The organism is Leifsonia aquatica, from assembly GCF_014190775.1.
Classification (GTDB): Bacteria; Actinomycetota; Actinomycetes; order Actinomycetales; family Microbacteriaceae; genus Leifsonia; species Leifsonia aquatica.
The window spans coordinates 1,006,748-1,023,500 of record NZ_JACHVP010000001.1; the positions used below are offsets into that span (position 1 = coordinate 1,006,748).

16 protein-coding genes are annotated in these 16,753 nt (G+C 71.4%); 6 read left to right on the forward strand and 10 right to left on the reverse strand.

All coding sequences use genetic code 11. The features are described from left to right. The first annotated feature begins 22 nt into the window (after positions 1–22). Complete coding sequence (locus tag FHX33_RS04830; protein WP_021763804.1) at positions 23–709, forward strand: DUF8185 domain-containing protein; 687 nt, start codon at positions 23–25, stop codon at positions 707–709. 31 nt (positions 710–740) lie between these two features. Here FHX33_RS04830 and FHX33_RS04835 read toward each other — a convergent pair whose 3' ends face one another. From FHX33_RS04835 to pepN, 8 genes are all read right to left on the reverse strand, one after another. Further along, on the reverse strand, positions 741–2,408 hold the full coding sequence (locus tag FHX33_RS04835; RefSeq protein ID WP_183428222.1) for an FAD-binding dehydrogenase: 1,668 nt from the start codon (positions 2,406–2,408) through the stop codon (positions 741–743). 33 nt (positions 2,409–2,441) lie between these two features. After that, complete coding sequence (locus tag FHX33_RS04840; protein ID WP_021764831.1) at positions 2,442–2,849, reverse strand: globin; 408 nt, start codon at positions 2,847–2,849, stop codon at positions 2,442–2,444. 1 nt (position 2,850) lies between these two features. Further along, positions 2,851–4,131 carry a mechanosensitive ion channel family protein gene (locus tag FHX33_RS04845; RefSeq protein ID WP_183428223.1) on the reverse strand — a complete coding sequence of 427 codons (1,281 nt, stop codon included), beginning with the start codon at positions 4,129–4,131 and terminating at the stop codon, positions 2,851–2,853. Positions 4,132–4,186: 55 nt separating this feature from the next. Then, positions 4,187–4,864: a response regulator gene (locus FHX33_RS04850; RefSeq protein WP_183428224.1), complete on the reverse strand. Its 678-nt coding sequence runs from the start codon at positions 4,862–4,864 to the stop codon at positions 4,187–4,189. Next, the gene (locus FHX33_RS04855; RefSeq protein WP_021764931.1) at positions 4,861–6,204 is read right to left on the reverse strand and encodes a sensor histidine kinase; all 1,344 of its coding nucleotides are present in this window, start codon (positions 6,202–6,204) and stop codon (positions 4,861–4,863) included. The genes FHX33_RS04850 and FHX33_RS04855 overlap by 4 nt, the downstream gene beginning before the upstream one ends. After that, positions 6,201–7,040, reverse strand: a complete 840-nt coding sequence (locus FHX33_RS04860; RefSeq protein WP_021764930.1) for an ABC transporter permease — start codon at positions 7,038–7,040, stop codon at positions 6,201–6,203. Before FHX33_RS04860 ends, FHX33_RS04855 begins: the two co-directional genes overlap by 4 nt. Beyond that, the gene (locus tag FHX33_RS04865; protein WP_039923655.1) at positions 7,037–7,948 is read right to left on the reverse strand and encodes an ATP-binding cassette domain-containing protein; all 912 of its coding nucleotides are present in this window, start codon (positions 7,946–7,948) and stop codon (positions 7,037–7,039) included. The genes FHX33_RS04860 and FHX33_RS04865 overlap by 4 nt, the downstream gene beginning before the upstream one ends. A gap of 97 nt (positions 7,949–8,045) precedes the next feature. Beyond that, complete coding sequence (gene pepN, locus FHX33_RS04870; protein WP_039923656.1) at positions 8,046–10,592, reverse strand: aminopeptidase N; 2,547 nt, start codon at positions 10,590–10,592, stop codon at positions 8,046–8,048. A 99-nt stretch (positions 10,593–10,691) separates the two neighbouring features. On the opposite strand from pepN, the gene FHX33_RS04875 reads away from it, so the two are divergent. From FHX33_RS04875 to FHX33_RS04890, 4 genes are read left to right on the forward strand one after another with little or no spacing between them, the layout of a single operon-like run. Continuing rightward, positions 10,692–11,180, forward strand: coding sequence for a ribose-5-phosphate isomerase (locus FHX33_RS04875; protein ID WP_021764927.1), 489 nt, complete (start codon positions 10,692–10,694; stop codon positions 11,178–11,180). Continuing rightward, complete coding sequence (locus FHX33_RS04880) at positions 11,180–12,172, forward strand: Fpg/Nei family DNA glycosylase (RefSeq protein WP_021764926.1); 993 nt, start codon at positions 11,180–11,182, stop codon at positions 12,170–12,172. Before FHX33_RS04875 ends, FHX33_RS04880 begins: the two co-directional genes overlap by 1 nt. A gap of 8 nt (positions 12,173–12,180) precedes the next feature. Then, on the forward strand, positions 12,181–12,819 hold the full coding sequence (locus tag FHX33_RS04885) for an FMN-binding negative transcriptional regulator (protein WP_021764925.1): 639 nt from the start codon (positions 12,181–12,183) through the stop codon (positions 12,817–12,819). Continuing rightward, positions 12,816–14,270, forward strand: a complete 1,455-nt coding sequence (locus FHX33_RS04890) for an amidohydrolase (protein WP_183428225.1) — start codon at positions 12,816–12,818, stop codon at positions 14,268–14,270. Before FHX33_RS04885 ends, FHX33_RS04890 begins: the two co-directional genes overlap by 4 nt. 99 nt (positions 14,271–14,369) lie before the next feature. Here the strand turns inward: FHX33_RS04890 and FHX33_RS04895 are convergent, their stop codons facing one another. Then, the gene (locus FHX33_RS04895; protein WP_021763778.1) at positions 14,370–14,852 is read right to left on the reverse strand and encodes a Dps family protein; all 483 of its coding nucleotides are present in this window, start codon (positions 14,850–14,852) and stop codon (positions 14,370–14,372) included. 224 nt (positions 14,853–15,076) lie between these two features. On the opposite strand from FHX33_RS04895, the gene FHX33_RS04900 reads away from it, so the two are divergent. Continuing rightward, entirely contained in the window at positions 15,077–16,450 is a 1,374-nt protein-coding gene (locus FHX33_RS04900; RefSeq protein WP_246396873.1) for a sensor histidine kinase, read from the forward strand. Positions 16,451–16,531: 81 nt separating this feature from the next. Here FHX33_RS04900 and FHX33_RS04905 read toward each other — a convergent pair whose 3' ends face one another. Then, entirely contained in the window at positions 16,532–16,744 is a 213-nt protein-coding gene (locus tag FHX33_RS04905; RefSeq protein ID WP_039922913.1) for an antitoxin, read from the reverse strand. Positions 16,745–16,753: the final 9 nt, after the last annotated feature.

Here is a 16,753-nt window from a genome sequence, read left to right on the forward strand (position 1 = left end):
TCTCTAGTAGTTTAGAGGTCCGATGAACCAGTCGTTTTCCCTCGTTGACAGCCTCGCCGTCGCCGACCTCCAGACCTATCTGTCTCGAGCGGCCCGTGTCGAGGAGGGCTCCGTGCGCCTGATCGCAGGATCCGGCGTGCTGGCGGTGTACACCGCCATCCTCTATCCGAGGGGGCTGCTCGATCAGACCCCCACCGTGCTGGGCCTGCGGACGTTCGCGACGGATGACGAGGTGTCGTTCGACGCGGTGGTCCCGATCCGCTCGCTGCTCGATCGGCTCGCCCGGGTCCGGGAGGCTGCGGAGGCGGACGACGCACCCGCCGGACCGGTGGGCGTGCGACTGCCGCTCGAGGTGTCCACGGTCACCTGGGCGGGCATCTCGCCGCCCCGGGGCGGCTGGCGCCCGGTGGGCGAGACGACCTACGAGCTGATGGAGGCGACCGCGCGCGCCGGCATCGCCGAGATCGCGGACGCCCTGCCGGAGGGCACGGGCGAGCAGCTCGTCCAGCGCGTGCGGGCCGAGGTGTGGGGCCGTCCGATCGACGGCCTGGAGTACGTCCCGGCCGGAGCCGCGTTCGCTGCGGAGAGCCTGGGCTTCCTCGACCCGGAGGAGCCGGTGACCGTGCTGGAGACCGGCACGTGGACGCGCCTGACGACCCAGCGCGGCCACACGCTCATCAAGCGCCAGGCCTGGTCGCTCCGGATGTAGCTCCGGCGCCCCGCGGGGGCGCGGCGTGGGCTCAGACCGCCCGCGCCGCCGCTCGTCCGGCTGTGCGCCCGGAGAACAGGCACCCGCCGAGGAAGGTGCCCTCCAGCGCCCGGTAGCCGTGCACGCCGCCGCCGCCGAAACCGCTCGCCTCGCCCGCCGCGTAGAGGCCGGGGATGGGCTCGCCGTCGGAGCCGAGGACGCGCGCGTCCAGATCAGTCTCGATGCCGCCGAGGCTCTTGCGCGTGAGGATGTGCAGCTTCACCGCGATGAGCGGGCCGGCCTTCGGGTCGAGCAGCTTGTGCGGGCTCGCCACCCGGATGAGCTTGTCGCCGCGGTAGGCGCGGGCGCCGCGGATGGCCGCGAGCTGGAGGTCCTTGCCGAAGTCGTTGTCCATCTCGCGGTCGCGTTCGCGCACGTGCCTGGTCACCAGCTCGGTGTCGAGCGGCACCTCGCTGAGGCGCTGCATCCCGGCGAGCAGTTCGTCGAGGGTGTCGGCGACGATGAAGTCGGCGCCCTTCTCCTTGAACGCCTCGACCGGTCCGGGCGCGCCGGGCGCGACGCGCTTGGCGAGCAGCCTCACGTCCTTGCCGGTCAGGTCGGGGTTCTGCTCGCTGCCGGAGAGCGCGAACTCCTTCTCGATGATCTTCTGGGTGAGGATGAACCAGCTGTAGTCCGAGCCGATCCGCCGCAGGTGCTCGAGCGTCCCCAGGGTGTCGAACCCGGGGAAGAGCGGGGCGGGCAGCCGCTCGCCGCGGGCGTCGAGCCAGAGCGACGACGGGCCGGGGAGGATGCGGATGCCGTGCCGCGCCCAGACCGGGTCCCAGTTCTGGATTCCCTCGGTGTAGTGCCACATCCGGTCGCCGTTGATCAGGTGGGCGCCCGCCTTCTCGGCGATCCCGAGCATCCGGCCGTCCACGTGCGCCGGCACGCCCGAGAGCATGAAGTCGGGCGGGGTGCCGAGGCGCTCGGGCCACGCGGCGCGGACGAGGTCGTGGTTGCCGCCGATGCCGCCGCTGGTCACGATGACCGCGGGCGCGCGCAGCTCGAAGTCGCCGGTGACCTCCCGGTTGCTCGCGGCCCCGCGCGCGGCGGTGTCCGGGGCGAGGACGGCGCCGCGCACGCCGGTGACGCGCCCGTCCTCCACGATGAGCTCGTCGACGCGGTGGCGGTGCAGGATGCGCGCGCGGCCGGCCGCGACGCCCGCCTGCACGCGCGCGACGAAGGGGGCGACGACGCCGGGGCCGGTGCCCCAGGTGATGTGGAAGCGGGGGACGGAGTTGCCGTGGCCGCCCGCCGCCCCGCTGCCGCGCTCCGCCCAGCCGACGACCGGGAAGAAGCGCACGCCCTTCCCGTGCAGCCAGGCGCGCTTCTCGCCGGCGGCGAACTGGAGGTAGGCCTCGGCCCAGCGGCGCGGCCAGTGGTCCTCCTCGCGGTCGAAGCCGGCGGAGCCGAACCAGTCCTGCCGGGCGAGGGCGAGCGAGTCGTGCACGCCCATCCGACGCTGTTCCGGCGAGTCGACGAGGAAGAGCCCGCCGAACGACCACCACGCCTGTCCGCCCAGGGAGGCGGCGGGCTCCTGCTCGACGATGGTCACGCGGCGCCCCGCGTCGAGCAGCTCGGAGGCGGCGACGAGACCGGCCAGGCCGGCCCCGACCACGAGGGCGTCGGGGGCGGCGTGCTTGTCGGATTCAGACGGCATGGCGTGTCTCCTTCGGCACGTCGGGCTCGAGGGCTACTCCTCGAATGTGTTGACCATAGCGAACGCAGCGCGCTCCAGGTAGCTCCAGAGCGTCTCCTCCTGCAGTGGAGGCAGCCCGAGCTCGTCGACGGCCGCACGCATGTGGGTCAGCCAGCGATCGCGGGCGTCGGGGTTGACCCTGAAGGGCATGTGCCGCATCCGGAGACGGGGGTGCCCGCGCTCGGCGCTGTACGTGCCCGGTCCGCCCCAGTACTGCTCGAGGAAGAGGGTGAGGCGTTCGGCGGCGGGGCCGAGGTCCTCCTCCGGGTACATCGGCTTGAGCACCGGGTCGGCGGCGACCCCGCGGTAGAACGCGTCCACGAGCCGGCGGAAGGTGTCGTGGCCGCCGACCTGCTCGTAGAAGGACGGGCCGGAGGGCGGCCCGACGGGGATGGTGGTCATGTCACTCCGCGGGAGGCTCGGTCGGGGGCTTGGGGGAGGTGCGCGGCTTCGGCGTCGCAGGAGGCGCGTCGGACGCGGGCGCGTCGGGCGCGGGCTTGCCGGATGCGGGCTTGTCCGATGCGGGCTTGTCCGTCGGCTTCGCCTTGTCCGTCGGCCCGCTCTTCGGGGCCGGCGTAGCCTTCTCCGCGGCGGGCTGCTTCGGCGTGCGCGGCAGCGTGGCCGCCGACGCGCCCGGCGTGATCCGGATCGCGTTGGGGTTCACGGCGGCACGCTTGGCCGCGGCACGCGCCTTGCGACCGGTGAGCGGCTTCTCCGGCACGGCCTGCACCGGGCGCGTGCGCGGCGGCTTGGCCCCGCTCACGCTGCCCGCGCTGTCGAACCCGCTGAGCACGACGGCGGAGAGCGAGGGCAGCTTCACGCCCATCTCGTCCAGCGCCTGCTTGAGCTGGATGCGCAGCTCGCGCGACACGTCGTCCTTCGCGGTCGTGCGCGTCTTCAGCACGATGCGGATGACCATGGCGTCGGCCGAGATCGACTCCAGCCCCCAGAGCTCGGGCTTCTCGAGGATGCGCGAGCGCCACTTCGGATTGGTCGCCAGCGCCGTGGCGGTGGCGAGCATCTTCTCCTGCACGGCCTCGATGTCGGTGTCGTAGGGCACCGCGAGGTCGATGATGACCCGCGACCAGCCCTGGGACATGTTGCCGACCCGGACGATCTCGCCGTTGCGGACGAACCACAGCGTGCCGTTGACATCCCGCACCTGGGTGACGCGGATGCCGACCGACTCGACCACACCCGTCGCCGAGCCGAGGTCGACGACGTCGCCGACGCCGAGCTGGTCCTCCATCACCATGAAGAGGCCGTTGAGCACGTCCTTGACGATGTTCTGCGCGCCGAAACCGAGACCGGCGCCGATCGCGGCGGTCAGCAAGGCGAAGGAGCCCAGCACTTCCGACGCGAAGACATTGATGACGAGGATGATCGCGATGATCCCGATCGTCACGTTCACGATGTTGCTCAGGACGGAACCGAGCGTGCGTGTGCGCTGGACGACGCGGACGGCGGCGAGCGGGGAGGCCACGAGCGCCTGCGTGTCGGTGACGCTCTGCCCCTTCTTCACTCCGCTCACGATCTGCTTGACCACGCGGCGGATCACCACGCGCAGCAGCCAGCTGAGCAGGAAGGCGCCCACGATGATCAGGACGGCGGTCAAGACCTTCCACCCGGCGGCGATCGCCCACGTGCCGATCTCGGTCCAGAATGTGCTCTTCAGAATTCCCATACGTGTCCGAGCCTAGCGAGGGCCGCCTTGGTGCGGGCTGGATCCAGGAGTGGTGTCAGCGATCGATGAGCCCGTTGTCGTAGGCGAAGATGACCGCGTGCACCCGGTCGCGCAGGTGCAGCTTCGAGAGCACCCGGCCGACGTGGGTCTTGACCGTGGACTCGGTCAGGAAGAATTTCGCGCCGATCTCGCCGTTGGTCAGCCCGTCGGCCATCGCGAGCAGGATCTCGCGTTCGCGCGGCGTCAGCGCGGCCGCGGCATCGTCGCCGGCCGCGGACGGCGACGCGCCCTGCGGCAGGCGATCGGCGAACAGTTCGAGCATCGAGCGGGTCACGCGGCCGCTGACGGCGGCGTCGCCCGCGGCCACCGCCCGGATGGCCGCGATCAGGTCGTCCGGCCGGGCGTCCTTGAGCAGGAACCCGCTCGCGCCCGCACGGAGCCCGCCGAAGGCGTACTCGTCGAGGTCGAACGTGGTGAGGATGATGATCCGGGCGTCGGGGTTGGCCGCGACGATGCGCCGGGTCGCCTCGATGCCGTCCATCGACGGCATGCGCACGTCCATCAGAATCACGTCGGGCCGCGTCTCGACGGCGAGCCGCACGGCCTCCGTCCCGTCCGCCGCCTCGCCGACGACGTGCAGGTCGGGCTCCGCTTCGAGGACCATCCGGAACCCGAGCCGGACGAGCGACTGGTCGTCGACCAGCAGGATGCGCAGGGGAGTGGTGTCGGTCATGGCGTCTCCTCGGAGCTGATGGTGGTGCCGGTCGCGCCCGTCGCCTCAGGGACGGCGGGCAGGGAAGGGGAAGGGGATGTCGCGGACGCGGAGGGCGGCCGCACCGCGTCGAACTCGGCGTGGAGGCGCCAGCCCACGGGACTCCGCGGCCCCGCGTCGAGGGTGCCGCCATACAGGGCGACGCGCTCGCGCAGCCCGATCAGTCCGCGGCCGGAGCCGCCGGCCGGCTGCTCGTGCACGGCCGCATCGTCCTCGACGGTGATCGCGATGCGGTCGGGCCGGTACCGGATGACGACCTCGACGACGTTCGCCAGGCGCCCGTAGCGCAGGGCGTTGGTGAGTCCCTCCTGCACGACGCGGAAGACAGTGAGCTGCTGCCCGATGTCGGTCGGCGCGTCTCCGGTGATCGTGACGCGCACGGCCATGCCTGCCGCGCGGAACCGCTCGACCAGTTCGGTCAGCTCACCGACGCCGGGTTGGGGCTGGTGCTCGGCCGTCTCGCCCTCGTCCGCGCGCAGCACGCCCAGCAGGCGGCGCATGTCGCCGAGCGCGGAGCGGCCGGTCTCGGCGACCATCCGCATCGTGTCGGCGGAGCGCTCGGGCGCGGACTCGGCGAGGCGTGCAGACCCCTCCGAGAGGGTGATCATGACGGTGAGGCTGTGCGAGACGATGTCGTGCATCTCGCGCGCGATGCGGCTGCGCTCGGCGGCGGCGGCGATGACGGCCTGCTGGTCGCGCTCGCGCGCCAGCTGCCGTGCGCGGTCGATGAGCGCGGCGAGGTAGCGACGACGCCCGCCGATGTTGTTGCCGATCAGCACCGCGACCAGAGAGAACGAGAGCACGGTGAACGTGGAGGCCGTGAGGTCGGTGCGATCGGAGCTGTAGAAGCCGGCGTGCTCGAGCAGTGCGAGCGCCCACTGCGAGGCCACGGTCGCGACGGCCGTGATGGCGAACCCGATCCACGCCGACCGGGTCGAACGGTAGACCGCGAGCGCGTAGAGCGCGAAGAGCAAGGGGATGAAGTCGACGGTCTCGCCGATGACGGTGCTGCCCATCAGGACGACCGTGGCGACGGCGAACAGGATGCGCGGCCGGTAGCGGCGGAAGTAGAGCGAGGCACCGGCCAGGACGACGAGCACGATGGCCAGTGCGGCCCCGACGGACGGGGTCGTGATCTGTGTGACCACGGTCAGCAGGATCGACGGGACGAAGTAGACGGTGACGACGGCCGTGTCGAGCAGCAGCGGGTGCGCCGCCAGGAAACGCCGGATGACCCCGGGCGGCCTGGGGAGTTCCAGGCCGGCCGGGGCCGGTTCCGATGCGGGGAGGGGCTGGGTCATGCGTCCCGACGCTGCAGCAGGATCGCGCCGACGACGAACGACACGGCGGTCCAGACGACGACCGTGAGCACGTTCTGCCACGGCTCGAAGGTGCCGTTCTCGAGCCCCGACATCCCCTGGCCGGCGTTGCCGATCAGGTAGTGGGTCGCGTCCCGGATCCACTCCGCCGTGGGGAGCAGCGACTGCACGATGCCGGCGATGATCGGCAGCAGGAAGAGCACGCCGAGGGCCGCGGCGATCCCGCCCGCGCTGGCCTTGACGATCGTCCCGAGGCCGAGCGCGAACACCGCGACCAGTCCGAGGTAAGCCGCCGAGCCGAGGATGGCCCAGACCGTGTGCTCCGAGATCAAGTCGCCGGTGTATCCCTTGCCCGTCATGAGCGGGACGGCGATCGCCCAGGAGGCGGCGAAGCTGACCAGCCCGACGACGAACGAGGTGAGGAAGAGCACGATGGCCTTCGCCGCCAGGACGGGGAACCGGCGGGGGACCGCGGCGAACGACGACCGGATCATGCCGGTCGAGAACTCGCCGCTGATCACCAGCACGCCGAGGACGGCGACGACCAGCTGCGCGAAGGTGAGACCGGCGGTGGCCGTGCTCGTCACGAGCTGCGAGAGCTGGTCCTTCGGCACGCGCTCACCGAGGGTCGATGCCTCGGGGACGAAGGCGGCGAGCAGAGTCGCGAAGCCGACGACCAGGACGACGACGCTGGCGAGCGTCCAGAAGGTGGAGCGGAGCGTGCGCAGCTTGATCCATTCGGACCGGACGACGCGCGGGAAGGTGAGGCGGCCGAGCGCGGAGTGCTCGTGCGGGTGGGCGGGGGCTGTCGTGGTCACTTCTCGACCTCCGTGCGGTACTCGACCTCGTCGTGGGTGAGCTCGAGGTAGGCCTCCTCGAGCGAGGCGCTCAGCGGGGTGAGCTCGTGCAGCACGACTCCGCTGCGCGCAGCGGCGTCGCCGACCTGGGCGGCCGTGAGGCCGGAGACCTCGATGAGCTGGGACTCCACGCCCGTCACGGTGACGTCGGCGGAGGCGATCGCGCGGGCGAGCTCCTCGACCTGCGGGGTGCGGACGCGCACGGCGTTCCTGGTCGCCCCGGCGAGGATCTGGTCGACGGGCGCGTCGGCGAGGATGCGTCCGCGGCCGAGCACGATGATGTGATCCGCGGTCTGCGCCATCTCGCTCATCAGGTGCGAGGAGAGGAACACGGTGCGTCCCTGCGAGGCGAGGTGCCGCGCGAACTGGCGCACCCAGAGCACGCCCTCCGGGTCGAGGCCGTTGACCGGCTCGTCCAGGATGAGGGTGGCCGGGTCGCCGAGCATCGCGGCGGCGATGCCGAGTCGCTGGCCCATGCCGAGCGAGAAGCCGCCGACGCGCTTGCTGGCGACGGAGTCGAGCCCGGTGAGCCCGATCACCTCGTGCACGCGGCTCTTCGGGATGCCGTGGGTCGCCGCCATGGCCAGCAGGTGGCCGTACGCGGTGCGGCCCGTGTGCACGGCCTTCGCGTCGAGCAGGGCACCCACCTCGGTGAGCGGGGAGCGCAGGTCGGCGTAGCGCTTGCCGTTGACGATCGCGCCGCCCGAGGTCGGACGGTCGAGACCCATGATCATGCGCATGGTCGTCGACTTGCCGGCGCCGTTCGGGCCGAGGAAGCCGGTGACCTTGCCGGGCTGGACGGTGGCGGTGATGCCGTCGACGGCCGTCTTGGGGCCGAACCTCTTGGTGAGGCGGTCGAGTTGAATCATGGTTCCAACGTAGAGGGAGGGGCCCCCGTCCGCCATCGGCCCGTGGTACCAGGCCGGGTCGGACGAGGGTCCCCTCCTCGACGTCGTTCGGTGACGGCTACGCCTGCGCGTCACGCTCCTGCGCGGCGAGCGCGCGCTCGACGCCGGCGAGGTTCTCCACGACGAGGCGGCGCAGCGCGGCGGGCTCGGGGTTCGCGTCGAGCCAGGCACGGGTCGCGTCGCGCAGCGCGGCGTTCGCCAGCGGTGCCGGGTACATGCCCGACACCAGGTACTCCGCGATCTTGTAGGAGCGGGAGGCCCAGATGTCCTGCAGTGCGGCGAAGTACGGCGCCACGAAGCCCTCGAGCACCGCGGCGTCGGCCGCCCGCTGGAAGCCGATCCCGGTGAAGCGCACGATCGTGTTCGGGAGGTCGTCCGATCCGAACACCGAGTCCCACGCCGCCTGCTTGCCCGCGACGGTGGGGATGCTCGCGCGGGCCTGGGCGGCGAACTGGCCGCCGTTGGCGGTGTTGTCCGCCTCCAGGGCCGCGTCGATCTCCGCCGTGCCGGCCGTGCCGCCGGCGACGAGGGCGATCAGCAGCTCCCAGGCGAGGTCGGTGTCGACCGTGAGACCCTCGAGCGACCGCGAGCCGTCGCGCAGTGCGGCGATCTCGGCGAGGTGCTCGTCGGTGGAGGCGTAGGCCGCGAAGAACTTGACGAACTGGAACTGCGCGTCGCTGCCGGCCTCGGCCTGCTTCGCGAGCTCCCACAGCGCGGTCGCGACCGTCTGCATCGTCTCCTTCTGGCGCTCCGGTGCGACATAGCTGCCGGCGGCGAGGCCGAGCTGGTTCAGCGTGGTGCGCAGGGTGGTCGACTCCGTCTCGGAGGCGATGTTGCCCAGCACGAGGCGCACGTAGTCGCTCGCGCTGCTCTCGGCGTCGCGCGTCGCATCCCAGGCCGCGCCCCAGACGAGGGAGCGGGCGAGCGGGCTCTCGATCTCGCCGAGGTGCTCGATCGCGACGGCGAGCGACGCGTCGTCGAGGCGGATCTTGGCGTACGCCAGGTCGTCGTCGTTGAGCAGCACGAGGGCCGGGCGGGCACGGCCGACCAGCTCGGCGACCTCGGTGCGCTCCCCGTCCACGTCGAGCTCGATGCGGTGGTCGCGCACGAGGGCGCCGTCGCGCAGCTCGTAGAAGCCGATCGCGAGGCGGTGCGGGCGGATGGTCGGGTAGTCGGCCGCGGCCGTCTGGAGCACCGCGAAGGACGTGATGACGCCGTCGGCGTCGACCTCGATCTCCGGGCGCAGCGTGTTCACGCCGGCCGTCTCGAGCCACTTGGCGGACCAGTCGGTGAGGTCGCGGCCGCTCGTGGCCTCCAGCTCGACCAGGAGGTCGCGCAGCTCGGTGTTGCCGTGCGCGTGCTTCTTGAAGTACTCCGAGACGCCGGCGAGGAAGTCGTCCTGGCCGACCCACGCCACCAGCTGCTTGAGCACCGAGGCGCCCTTGGCGTAGGTGATGCCGTCGAAGTTGACCTGCACGTCCTCCAGGTCGTTGATGGTCGCGACGATCGGGTGCGTGGAGGGGAGCTGGTCCTGCTTGTACGCCCAGCTCTTCTCCATGGCGGCGAAGGTCGTCCACGCCTCGTGCCACTCGGTGGCCTCGGCGGTGGCGAGCGTGGAGGCGTACTCGGCGAACGACTCGTTCAGCCAGAGGTCGTTCCACCACTTCATCGTGACGAGGTCGCCGAACCACATGTGGGCGAGCTCGTGCAGGATGGTGACGACCCGGCGCTCCTTGATGGCGTCGGTGACCTTGGAGCGGAAGACGTAGGTCTCCGTGAAGGTCACGGCTCCCGCGTTCTCCATCGCGCCGGCGTTGAATTCCGGCACGAACAGCTGGTCGTACTTCTCGAACGGGTACGGGACGTCGAAGCGCTCCTCGTAGAACGCGAAGCCCTCGCGGGTCTTCTCGAAGATGTAGTCGGCGTCGAGGAAGCCGGCCAGGCTCTTGCGCGCGTACACGCCGAGCGGGATGGTGCGGCCGTCGCTGCCCGTCAGCTCGCTGTGCACCGACTCGTACGGGCCGGCGATGAGCGCCGTGATGTAGGAGGAGATGACGGAGGTGGGGGCGAAGGTCCAGGTCTTCTTCCCGTCCCCGGCCGCGACGGGCTCGGGGGTCGGGGAGTTGCTGACGACGGCCCAGTGCTCGGGAGCGGTGACGGTGAAGGCGAACGTCGCCTTCAGGTCGGGCTGCTCGAAGACCGCGAACATGCGGCGCGAGTCGGGCACCTCGAACTGGCTGTAGAGGTACACCTCGCCGTCGACCGGGTCGACGAAGCGGTGCAGGCCCTCGCCCGAGTTCGTGTAGATCGCGTCGGCGTCCACCGTCAGCTCGTTCTCGGCCTGGAGGCCGTCGAGCCGGATGCGCACGCCGTCGGCGACCTGCGCCGGGTCGAGCTCGACGCCGTTGAGCACGACCGAGTGGACCGTGCGGGTGATCGCGTCGATGAACGTCGACGCGCCCTCGGTCGCGGAGAAGCGCACGGTCGTCGTGCTGCGGAAGGTCTCCGGGCCGGTCGTCAGGTCGAGGACGACGTCATAGGCGTGGGTGCGGACGAGCGACGCGCGCTCCTGTGCTTCGATGCGGGTGAGGTTTTCTCCGGGCAACGGTGACTCCTTGAAGACGAGATTCGCGTGGATCGTGTCCACCCGATCCACCTTAGTGACCCGTGCGCCCGGGTCGGTGGGCTTCCCTAGACTTGCTCCATGCGCATCCACATCGCCACCGACCACGCCGGCCTCGACTTCAGCAGGCACCTCCAGGAGCACCTCGCGGCAGCGGGGCACGAGGTCGTCGACCACGGACCGGTGGAGTACGACCCGATCGACGACTACCCGGCGTTCTGCATCAACGCGGCGAAGGCGGTCGTGCGCGACCAGCAGGCCGGCGTGCAGGCGCTCGGCGTGGTGTTCGGCGGGTCGGGCAACGGCGAGCAGATCGCGGCCAACAAGGTGCTCGGCGTCCGCGCCGCCCTGGTCTGGAACGAGAGCACCGCGCAGCTCGCCCGGCAGCACAACGACGCCAACGTGATCTCGATCGGCGCCCGGCAGCACACCGTCGAGGAGGCCACCCGATTCATCGACGTCTTCATCGCCGAGCCGTTCTCGCTCGAGGAGCGGCACGTGCGCCGCATCGCCCAGCTCGCCGAGTTCGAGGCCACCGGCGACATCGCGGGCCGGAACGTGGACCGCTGATGCCTGAGGGCCACTCCGTCCACCGCATCGCCCGGCAGTTCGCGACGAACTTCGTCGGCCACCGGGTGACGGTCTCGTCGCCGCAGGGCCGGTTCGCCGAGGGCGCCGCGCGGATCGACGAGCAGGTCATGACGGCGGCGAAGGCCGTCGGTAAGCAGATGTTCCTGGAGTTCGAGAACGGGCTCTGGCTGCGCATCCACCTCGGCATCTACGGCGCGTGGGACTTCGCGGGCGAGATCAGCGTCGACCCGACCATCGCCTCCGCCAACGGCCGCATGGGGCAGACGAACCAGCGCGGCACCGACGCCGACGCTGCGCGGGTGTTCGACGACGCGGGGGAGAACTCCCTGCACTCGATCGGCGCGCCCCGGCGCACGCGGCTGCGCATGGCCGAGTCCGAGAAGCTCGAGGCCGAGATCACCAGCTTCCCGCCCGAGCCCGTCGGGCAGGTGCGCGTGCGCCTGCTGACCGACACCGCCGTCGCCGACCTGCGCGGCCCGACCGCGTGCGAGGTGCTCGACCCGGCCCAGGTGGATGCGGTGATCGCCAAGCTCGGGCCCGACCCGATGCTCGACGACGGCCCCGAGGCCGAGGAGCGGTTCGTGTCGACCGTCCGCCGCAAGCCGACGGCCATCGCCCTGCTGCTGATGGACCAGAGCGTCGTGAGCGGCATCGGCAACGTCTACCGCGCCGAGCTGCTCTTCCGCGCCCGCCAGAACCCGCACACGCCGGGCAAGCAGGTCCCCGAGGACACCGTGCGCGAGCTGTGGCACGACTGGGTGAAGCTGCTGCGCATCGGCGTCGCCACCGGTCAGATGATGACCATGGACGACCTCGACGACGAGTCGTACCGCAAGGCGATGGCGAGCCGGGACGACCGGCACTGGGTCTACAAGCGCGAGGGCCTGCCCTGCCGCGTCTGCGGGACCAACATCGTGATGGAGGAACTGGGCGGCCGCAAGCTGTACTGGTGCCCGAAGGATCAGGCCTAGGAGACGGCATGCGCCAGAACCCGAGTTTCACCCTCACCGACGCGGAGGAGCTCAAGCGGCTCGTCCGCGAGAACCCGTGGGCGACCTTCGTCAGCCACACCGACGCCGGCCTGGTCGCGTCGCACTACCCGGTCATCCTCGACGACACGCGGGAGGAGATCAGCCTTCTGAGCCATGTCGGCCGCCCCGACGAGCAGCTGCACGAGCTGGGCGAGCACGAGCTGATGATCATCGTCCAGGGCCCGCACGGCTACATCTCCTCGAGCTGGTACGACGACAAGCCGGCCGTGCCGACCTGGAACTTCATCTCGGCCCACTTCTCGGGTGTGCCCGAGATCCTCAGCGACGAGGAGAACCTCGAGGTGCTCGCCCGGCTGGTCGACCACTTCGAGCGCGAGCTGCCGGAGCCCCGGCAGATGGCGGGCACGGAGGCCGACTCGGCATACGCGCAGCGCATCTCCTCCGGGACCGTCGGCCTGCGGCTGACGCCCACGCGGATCAGCGCCAAGCAGAAGATGAGCCAGAACCGGCCCGACCACATCGTCGACCGCATCCTGCTGGAGCTCGCGGGCGACGGCCCGTACGCCAGCGACGGGCTGCTGCGCGAGATGACGATCGTGCACGACCGCCGCCGCGCCGCTCGATGAGCCTCCTGCTGACCGGGGCCCGCATCCCCGGCTCGGAGGGTGTGGTGGACGTGCGGATCGCGGACGGCCGCATCGACGCAGTCGACCTCGCGGGCCGCATCGACGCGGCCGGTGCGGAGCAGCTCGACCTCGACGGCAGGTGGCTGGTCCCCGGCCTCTGGGATCAGCACGTGCACTTCACCCAGTGGGCGCAGACCGCGCGCCGGCTCGACGTGTCCCGGGCCTCCTCGGCCGCGGAGGCTGCCGACCTGGTGCGGCGGCGCGTGTCCGCCCGGGATCAGGATGGGGACGACCTCCTCGTCGGCTTCGGCTTCCACGACGCGCTCTGGCCCGACCTCCCGACTCGGGAGCTGCTGGATGCGGCCGCGGGGGAGCGTCCGGTCGTCCTGATCGCCGGGGACCTGCACTGCTCGTGGCTCAACACGGCCGCCGCACGCCGCCTCGGCGTGGAGTCGGACGACGCGGTGCTGCGCGAGGACGCGAGCTTCGCCGTCTCCAGCGCGCTGACGACCGCGGACGACGCGACGATGGACCGCTGGGCCGCCGATGCCGCCGCCGTCGCGGCGAGCAGGGGCGTCGTCGGTGTCGTCGACCTCGAGTACGGCTGGAATGTCGAGACCTGGCGGCGCAGGCTCTCCGCCGCCGAGCCGCGCGTGCGCGTCGAGTTCGGGATCTACGGCGACCACCTGGAGCGCGCTGCGACGCTCGGGCTGCGCACCGGCCGGCCGATCGACGGGACGGCCGGCCTCCTGACCGCAGGACCTTTCAAGGTCATCTCGGACGGTTCGCTCAACACCCGCACCGCCCTGTGCAGCCACGCCTACCCCGACGGCGGGCACGGCGTGGCGAACCTCGGCGAGGACGAGCTGGTCGCCGCGATGCGCTTCGCCGTCGAGCACGGGATCGAGCCGGCCGTGCACGCCATCGGCGACGAGGCGAACCGCCGCGCGCTGGACGCGTTCGAGCGCGTCGGCGCCCGCGGTCGCATCGAGCACGCGCAGCTGGTCGACCCGGCCGACGTCGCCCGGTTCGCCCGCCTGGGTGTGACCGCGAGCGTGCAGCCGGAGCACGCCATGGACGACCGGGATGTCGCCGACCGGCTGTGGGAGGGGCGGACCGACCGCGCGTTCCCGCTCGCGGACTTCCTACGGCACGGGGTGCGGCTCGCGTTCGGCTCCGACGCTCCGGTGGCGCCGCTCGACCCGTGGATCGCGATCGCGGCGGCCGTGAACCGGTCGCGGGAGGGGCGCGAGCCCTGGCATCCCGAGCAGCGCATCCCGTTCTCCGCTGCGCTGGAGGCGTCGGTGCGCAGCCGGATCGCCGCCGGAGAGCCGGCCGACCTCGCGGTTCTCGACCTCGACCCCGCCGCGGCGACGGACGAGGAGCTCCGCGCCCTTCCGGTCGCGGCGACGCTCCTGGCCGGCCATTTCACGCACGACACGCTGCGGTAGTCGCGGATCGCTGACTAGTTCTGGCGCCGGTGACGGCGAAGGGCCGCCCTCCGGAGTGGAGGACGGCCCTTCAGGCGCGTTCGTGGCGCGGTGACGTGCTTATTCGCTGATGTGCGCGAACAGGAACCAGCGGTCCTTGTCGAGGCCGCGGGCGATCTCGATGGCGACGTCCTGGCTGGTCTGGTCGAGCTCGTCGAGCTCCTTCACGGCGGTGTTGACGGCCGCGAGGGCTGCGTCGATCTGCGCGATGACCTCGGCGATGGTCTGGTTGGAGGGGCGGAAGCCCGCGGTCAGCTCCGGGGTGGTGGTCTTCGCGGCGACCGTGCCGAGGCGGCCGTCGACCGGGAGCCCCAGGGCGACGATGCGCTCGGCGGCCAGGTCGGCCCACTCCTGCGCGTGGTCGACGATCGTGTCGAGCAGCTCGTGCACGCCGATGAAGTTGGCGCCGCGCACGTGCCAGTGCGCCTGCTTTCCGTTGACGACGAGCGCGGTGAGGTCGATGACCACCGGGCTCAGGAACTGGGCGACTCCGGCGGCGACGTCCGGGTTGGAAACACTCTGGCTTGCGGCGATGTCCGTCATTGTTTGGCGTCCTTTCTCGTGCCTGCTTCAACGCTACTCAGCCCGCGGAATTCCGCAACGAAGCTGAGGCTGCGCTAACTAAGCTGAGCCTCGCCTGGGTGGCGGCCGAACGCCGCCGGTCCGGGTGCGGGGGATAACCCCCGCCGGGATTCGCCTGCCACCCGCATACCGACGGGAGGCCGCCGACGGGAGGCTGGAGTCATCGTCCCCGACTGGAGAAGACCATGACCTCCGCCTCATCCGCCATGCTGGATCCCGTGACCGCACGCCCCGCTCCGCCCGCCGACCGCACCACGTACGGCTCCCTCTGGCGCGGCGTCCCGCGCGAGCTCGGCTTCCTGCTCCTGACCATGCCGATCGCGATCGTCGGCCTGTCCGTGCTGCAGTCCCTGTTCTGGACGGGTGTCGGCACCCTCGTCATCTACGTCGGCCTGTTCATCCTGATCGGCACCTTCTACACCGCGCGCGGGTTCGGTGCGGTGGAGGTCGAGCGGCTGCGCTGGGCGGGTCGCCCGGAGATCCGCCGTCCGCTGTGGGAGCCGGCCGACAAGCCGCGCACGTTCTGGCGCTCCGCCTTCGGCCCGTTCGTCAACGGCCACTACTGGCTGTACCTGCTGCACGGCATCCTGATCAACCCGATCGTGAGCATCGTCTCCTGGACCGTCACGATCGTCTGGACGTCGGTGGCCCTCGGCGGCCTGACCGGGTGGATCTGGGAGGGCTTCCTCCCGCACGACGGGCAGACGGTGTTCCTGTCGCGGGTGATCGTGGACTGGGCGTCGCAGTCGAGCTCGACGTTCGACCCGATCGTGGGCGACCGCATCCTGTACTTCATCGCCGGCGTGCTGTTCGCGGCCACCCTGCCGTTCGTCACGCGCGGCCTCACCCTGATGCACGACGCCATCGCCCGCGGCCTGCTCGGGGCGTGGCCGTCGGAGACGCTGCAGCGGGAGGTCGCCGACCTGTCCGCCTCGCGTGGTGCCGCCGTCGCCGCCGAGGACCAGGCGCTGCACCGGCTGGAGCGCGATCTGCACGACGGCCCGCAGCAGCGCCTGATCCGCCTGCAGATGGACATCGCGGCCGCCGAGCGCAAGCTCGCCGACGATCCCGACGCGGCGGCGGCGCTGCTCGCGGAGGCCCGGCAGCAGGCCGGCGACACGCTCGAGGAGCTGCGGGCGCTGTCCCGCGGGTTCGCACCGCCCCTGCTGCAGGATCGCGGACTGGTCGCCGCGGCGGAGTCGCTCGCCGCGCGCAGCACCGTCCCGATGCGGCTGGAGTCGTCGCTCGCGCCGGGGGAGCGGTTCAGCCCGGAGACCGAGCGGAACGCCTATTACGTGCTCGCCGAGCTGGCGACCAATGTCGCGAAGCACTCGGGGGCGACGGAGGCGCGGCTGTTCCTGGACCGGACGGCCGAGCCGTCCGGAGCGCAGTGGCTGAGCGTGTGGGTGACGGACAACGGATCCGGGGGAGCGACTCTGACGCCGGGTCACGGTCTGAGCGGGCTGAGCGAGCGCGTGCGCGGCATGCGCGGTGAGCTCGTCGTCGACAGCCCGGTCGGCGGCCCGACGCGGATCGGCACGCGCCTCCCGCTCGCCTGATCGGCCGCCGCGACGCAGAAGGGCGGGTGACGGTCTCCCGTCACCCGCCCTTCGCGGTGTCTGTCGTGTGCTGCGTCGGCCCTATTCGGTGCCGACCGCCTTGTCGGCGGCGTCGCGGGCGCCGTCGATCTGGCCCTCGAACTTGCCGCCGGTGACCTTGTTGGCGGCGTCGGCGACGCCGTCGAGCAGCTTGTCGCTGATGTCCTCGGCCTGTTCGGACTTCAGCGCGTTCTTCACGGTGTCGCTGTCGAGGAATTCCTTGGCCTTGTTGGTGATGTCGTCCAGTCCTGCCACGGTGCACCT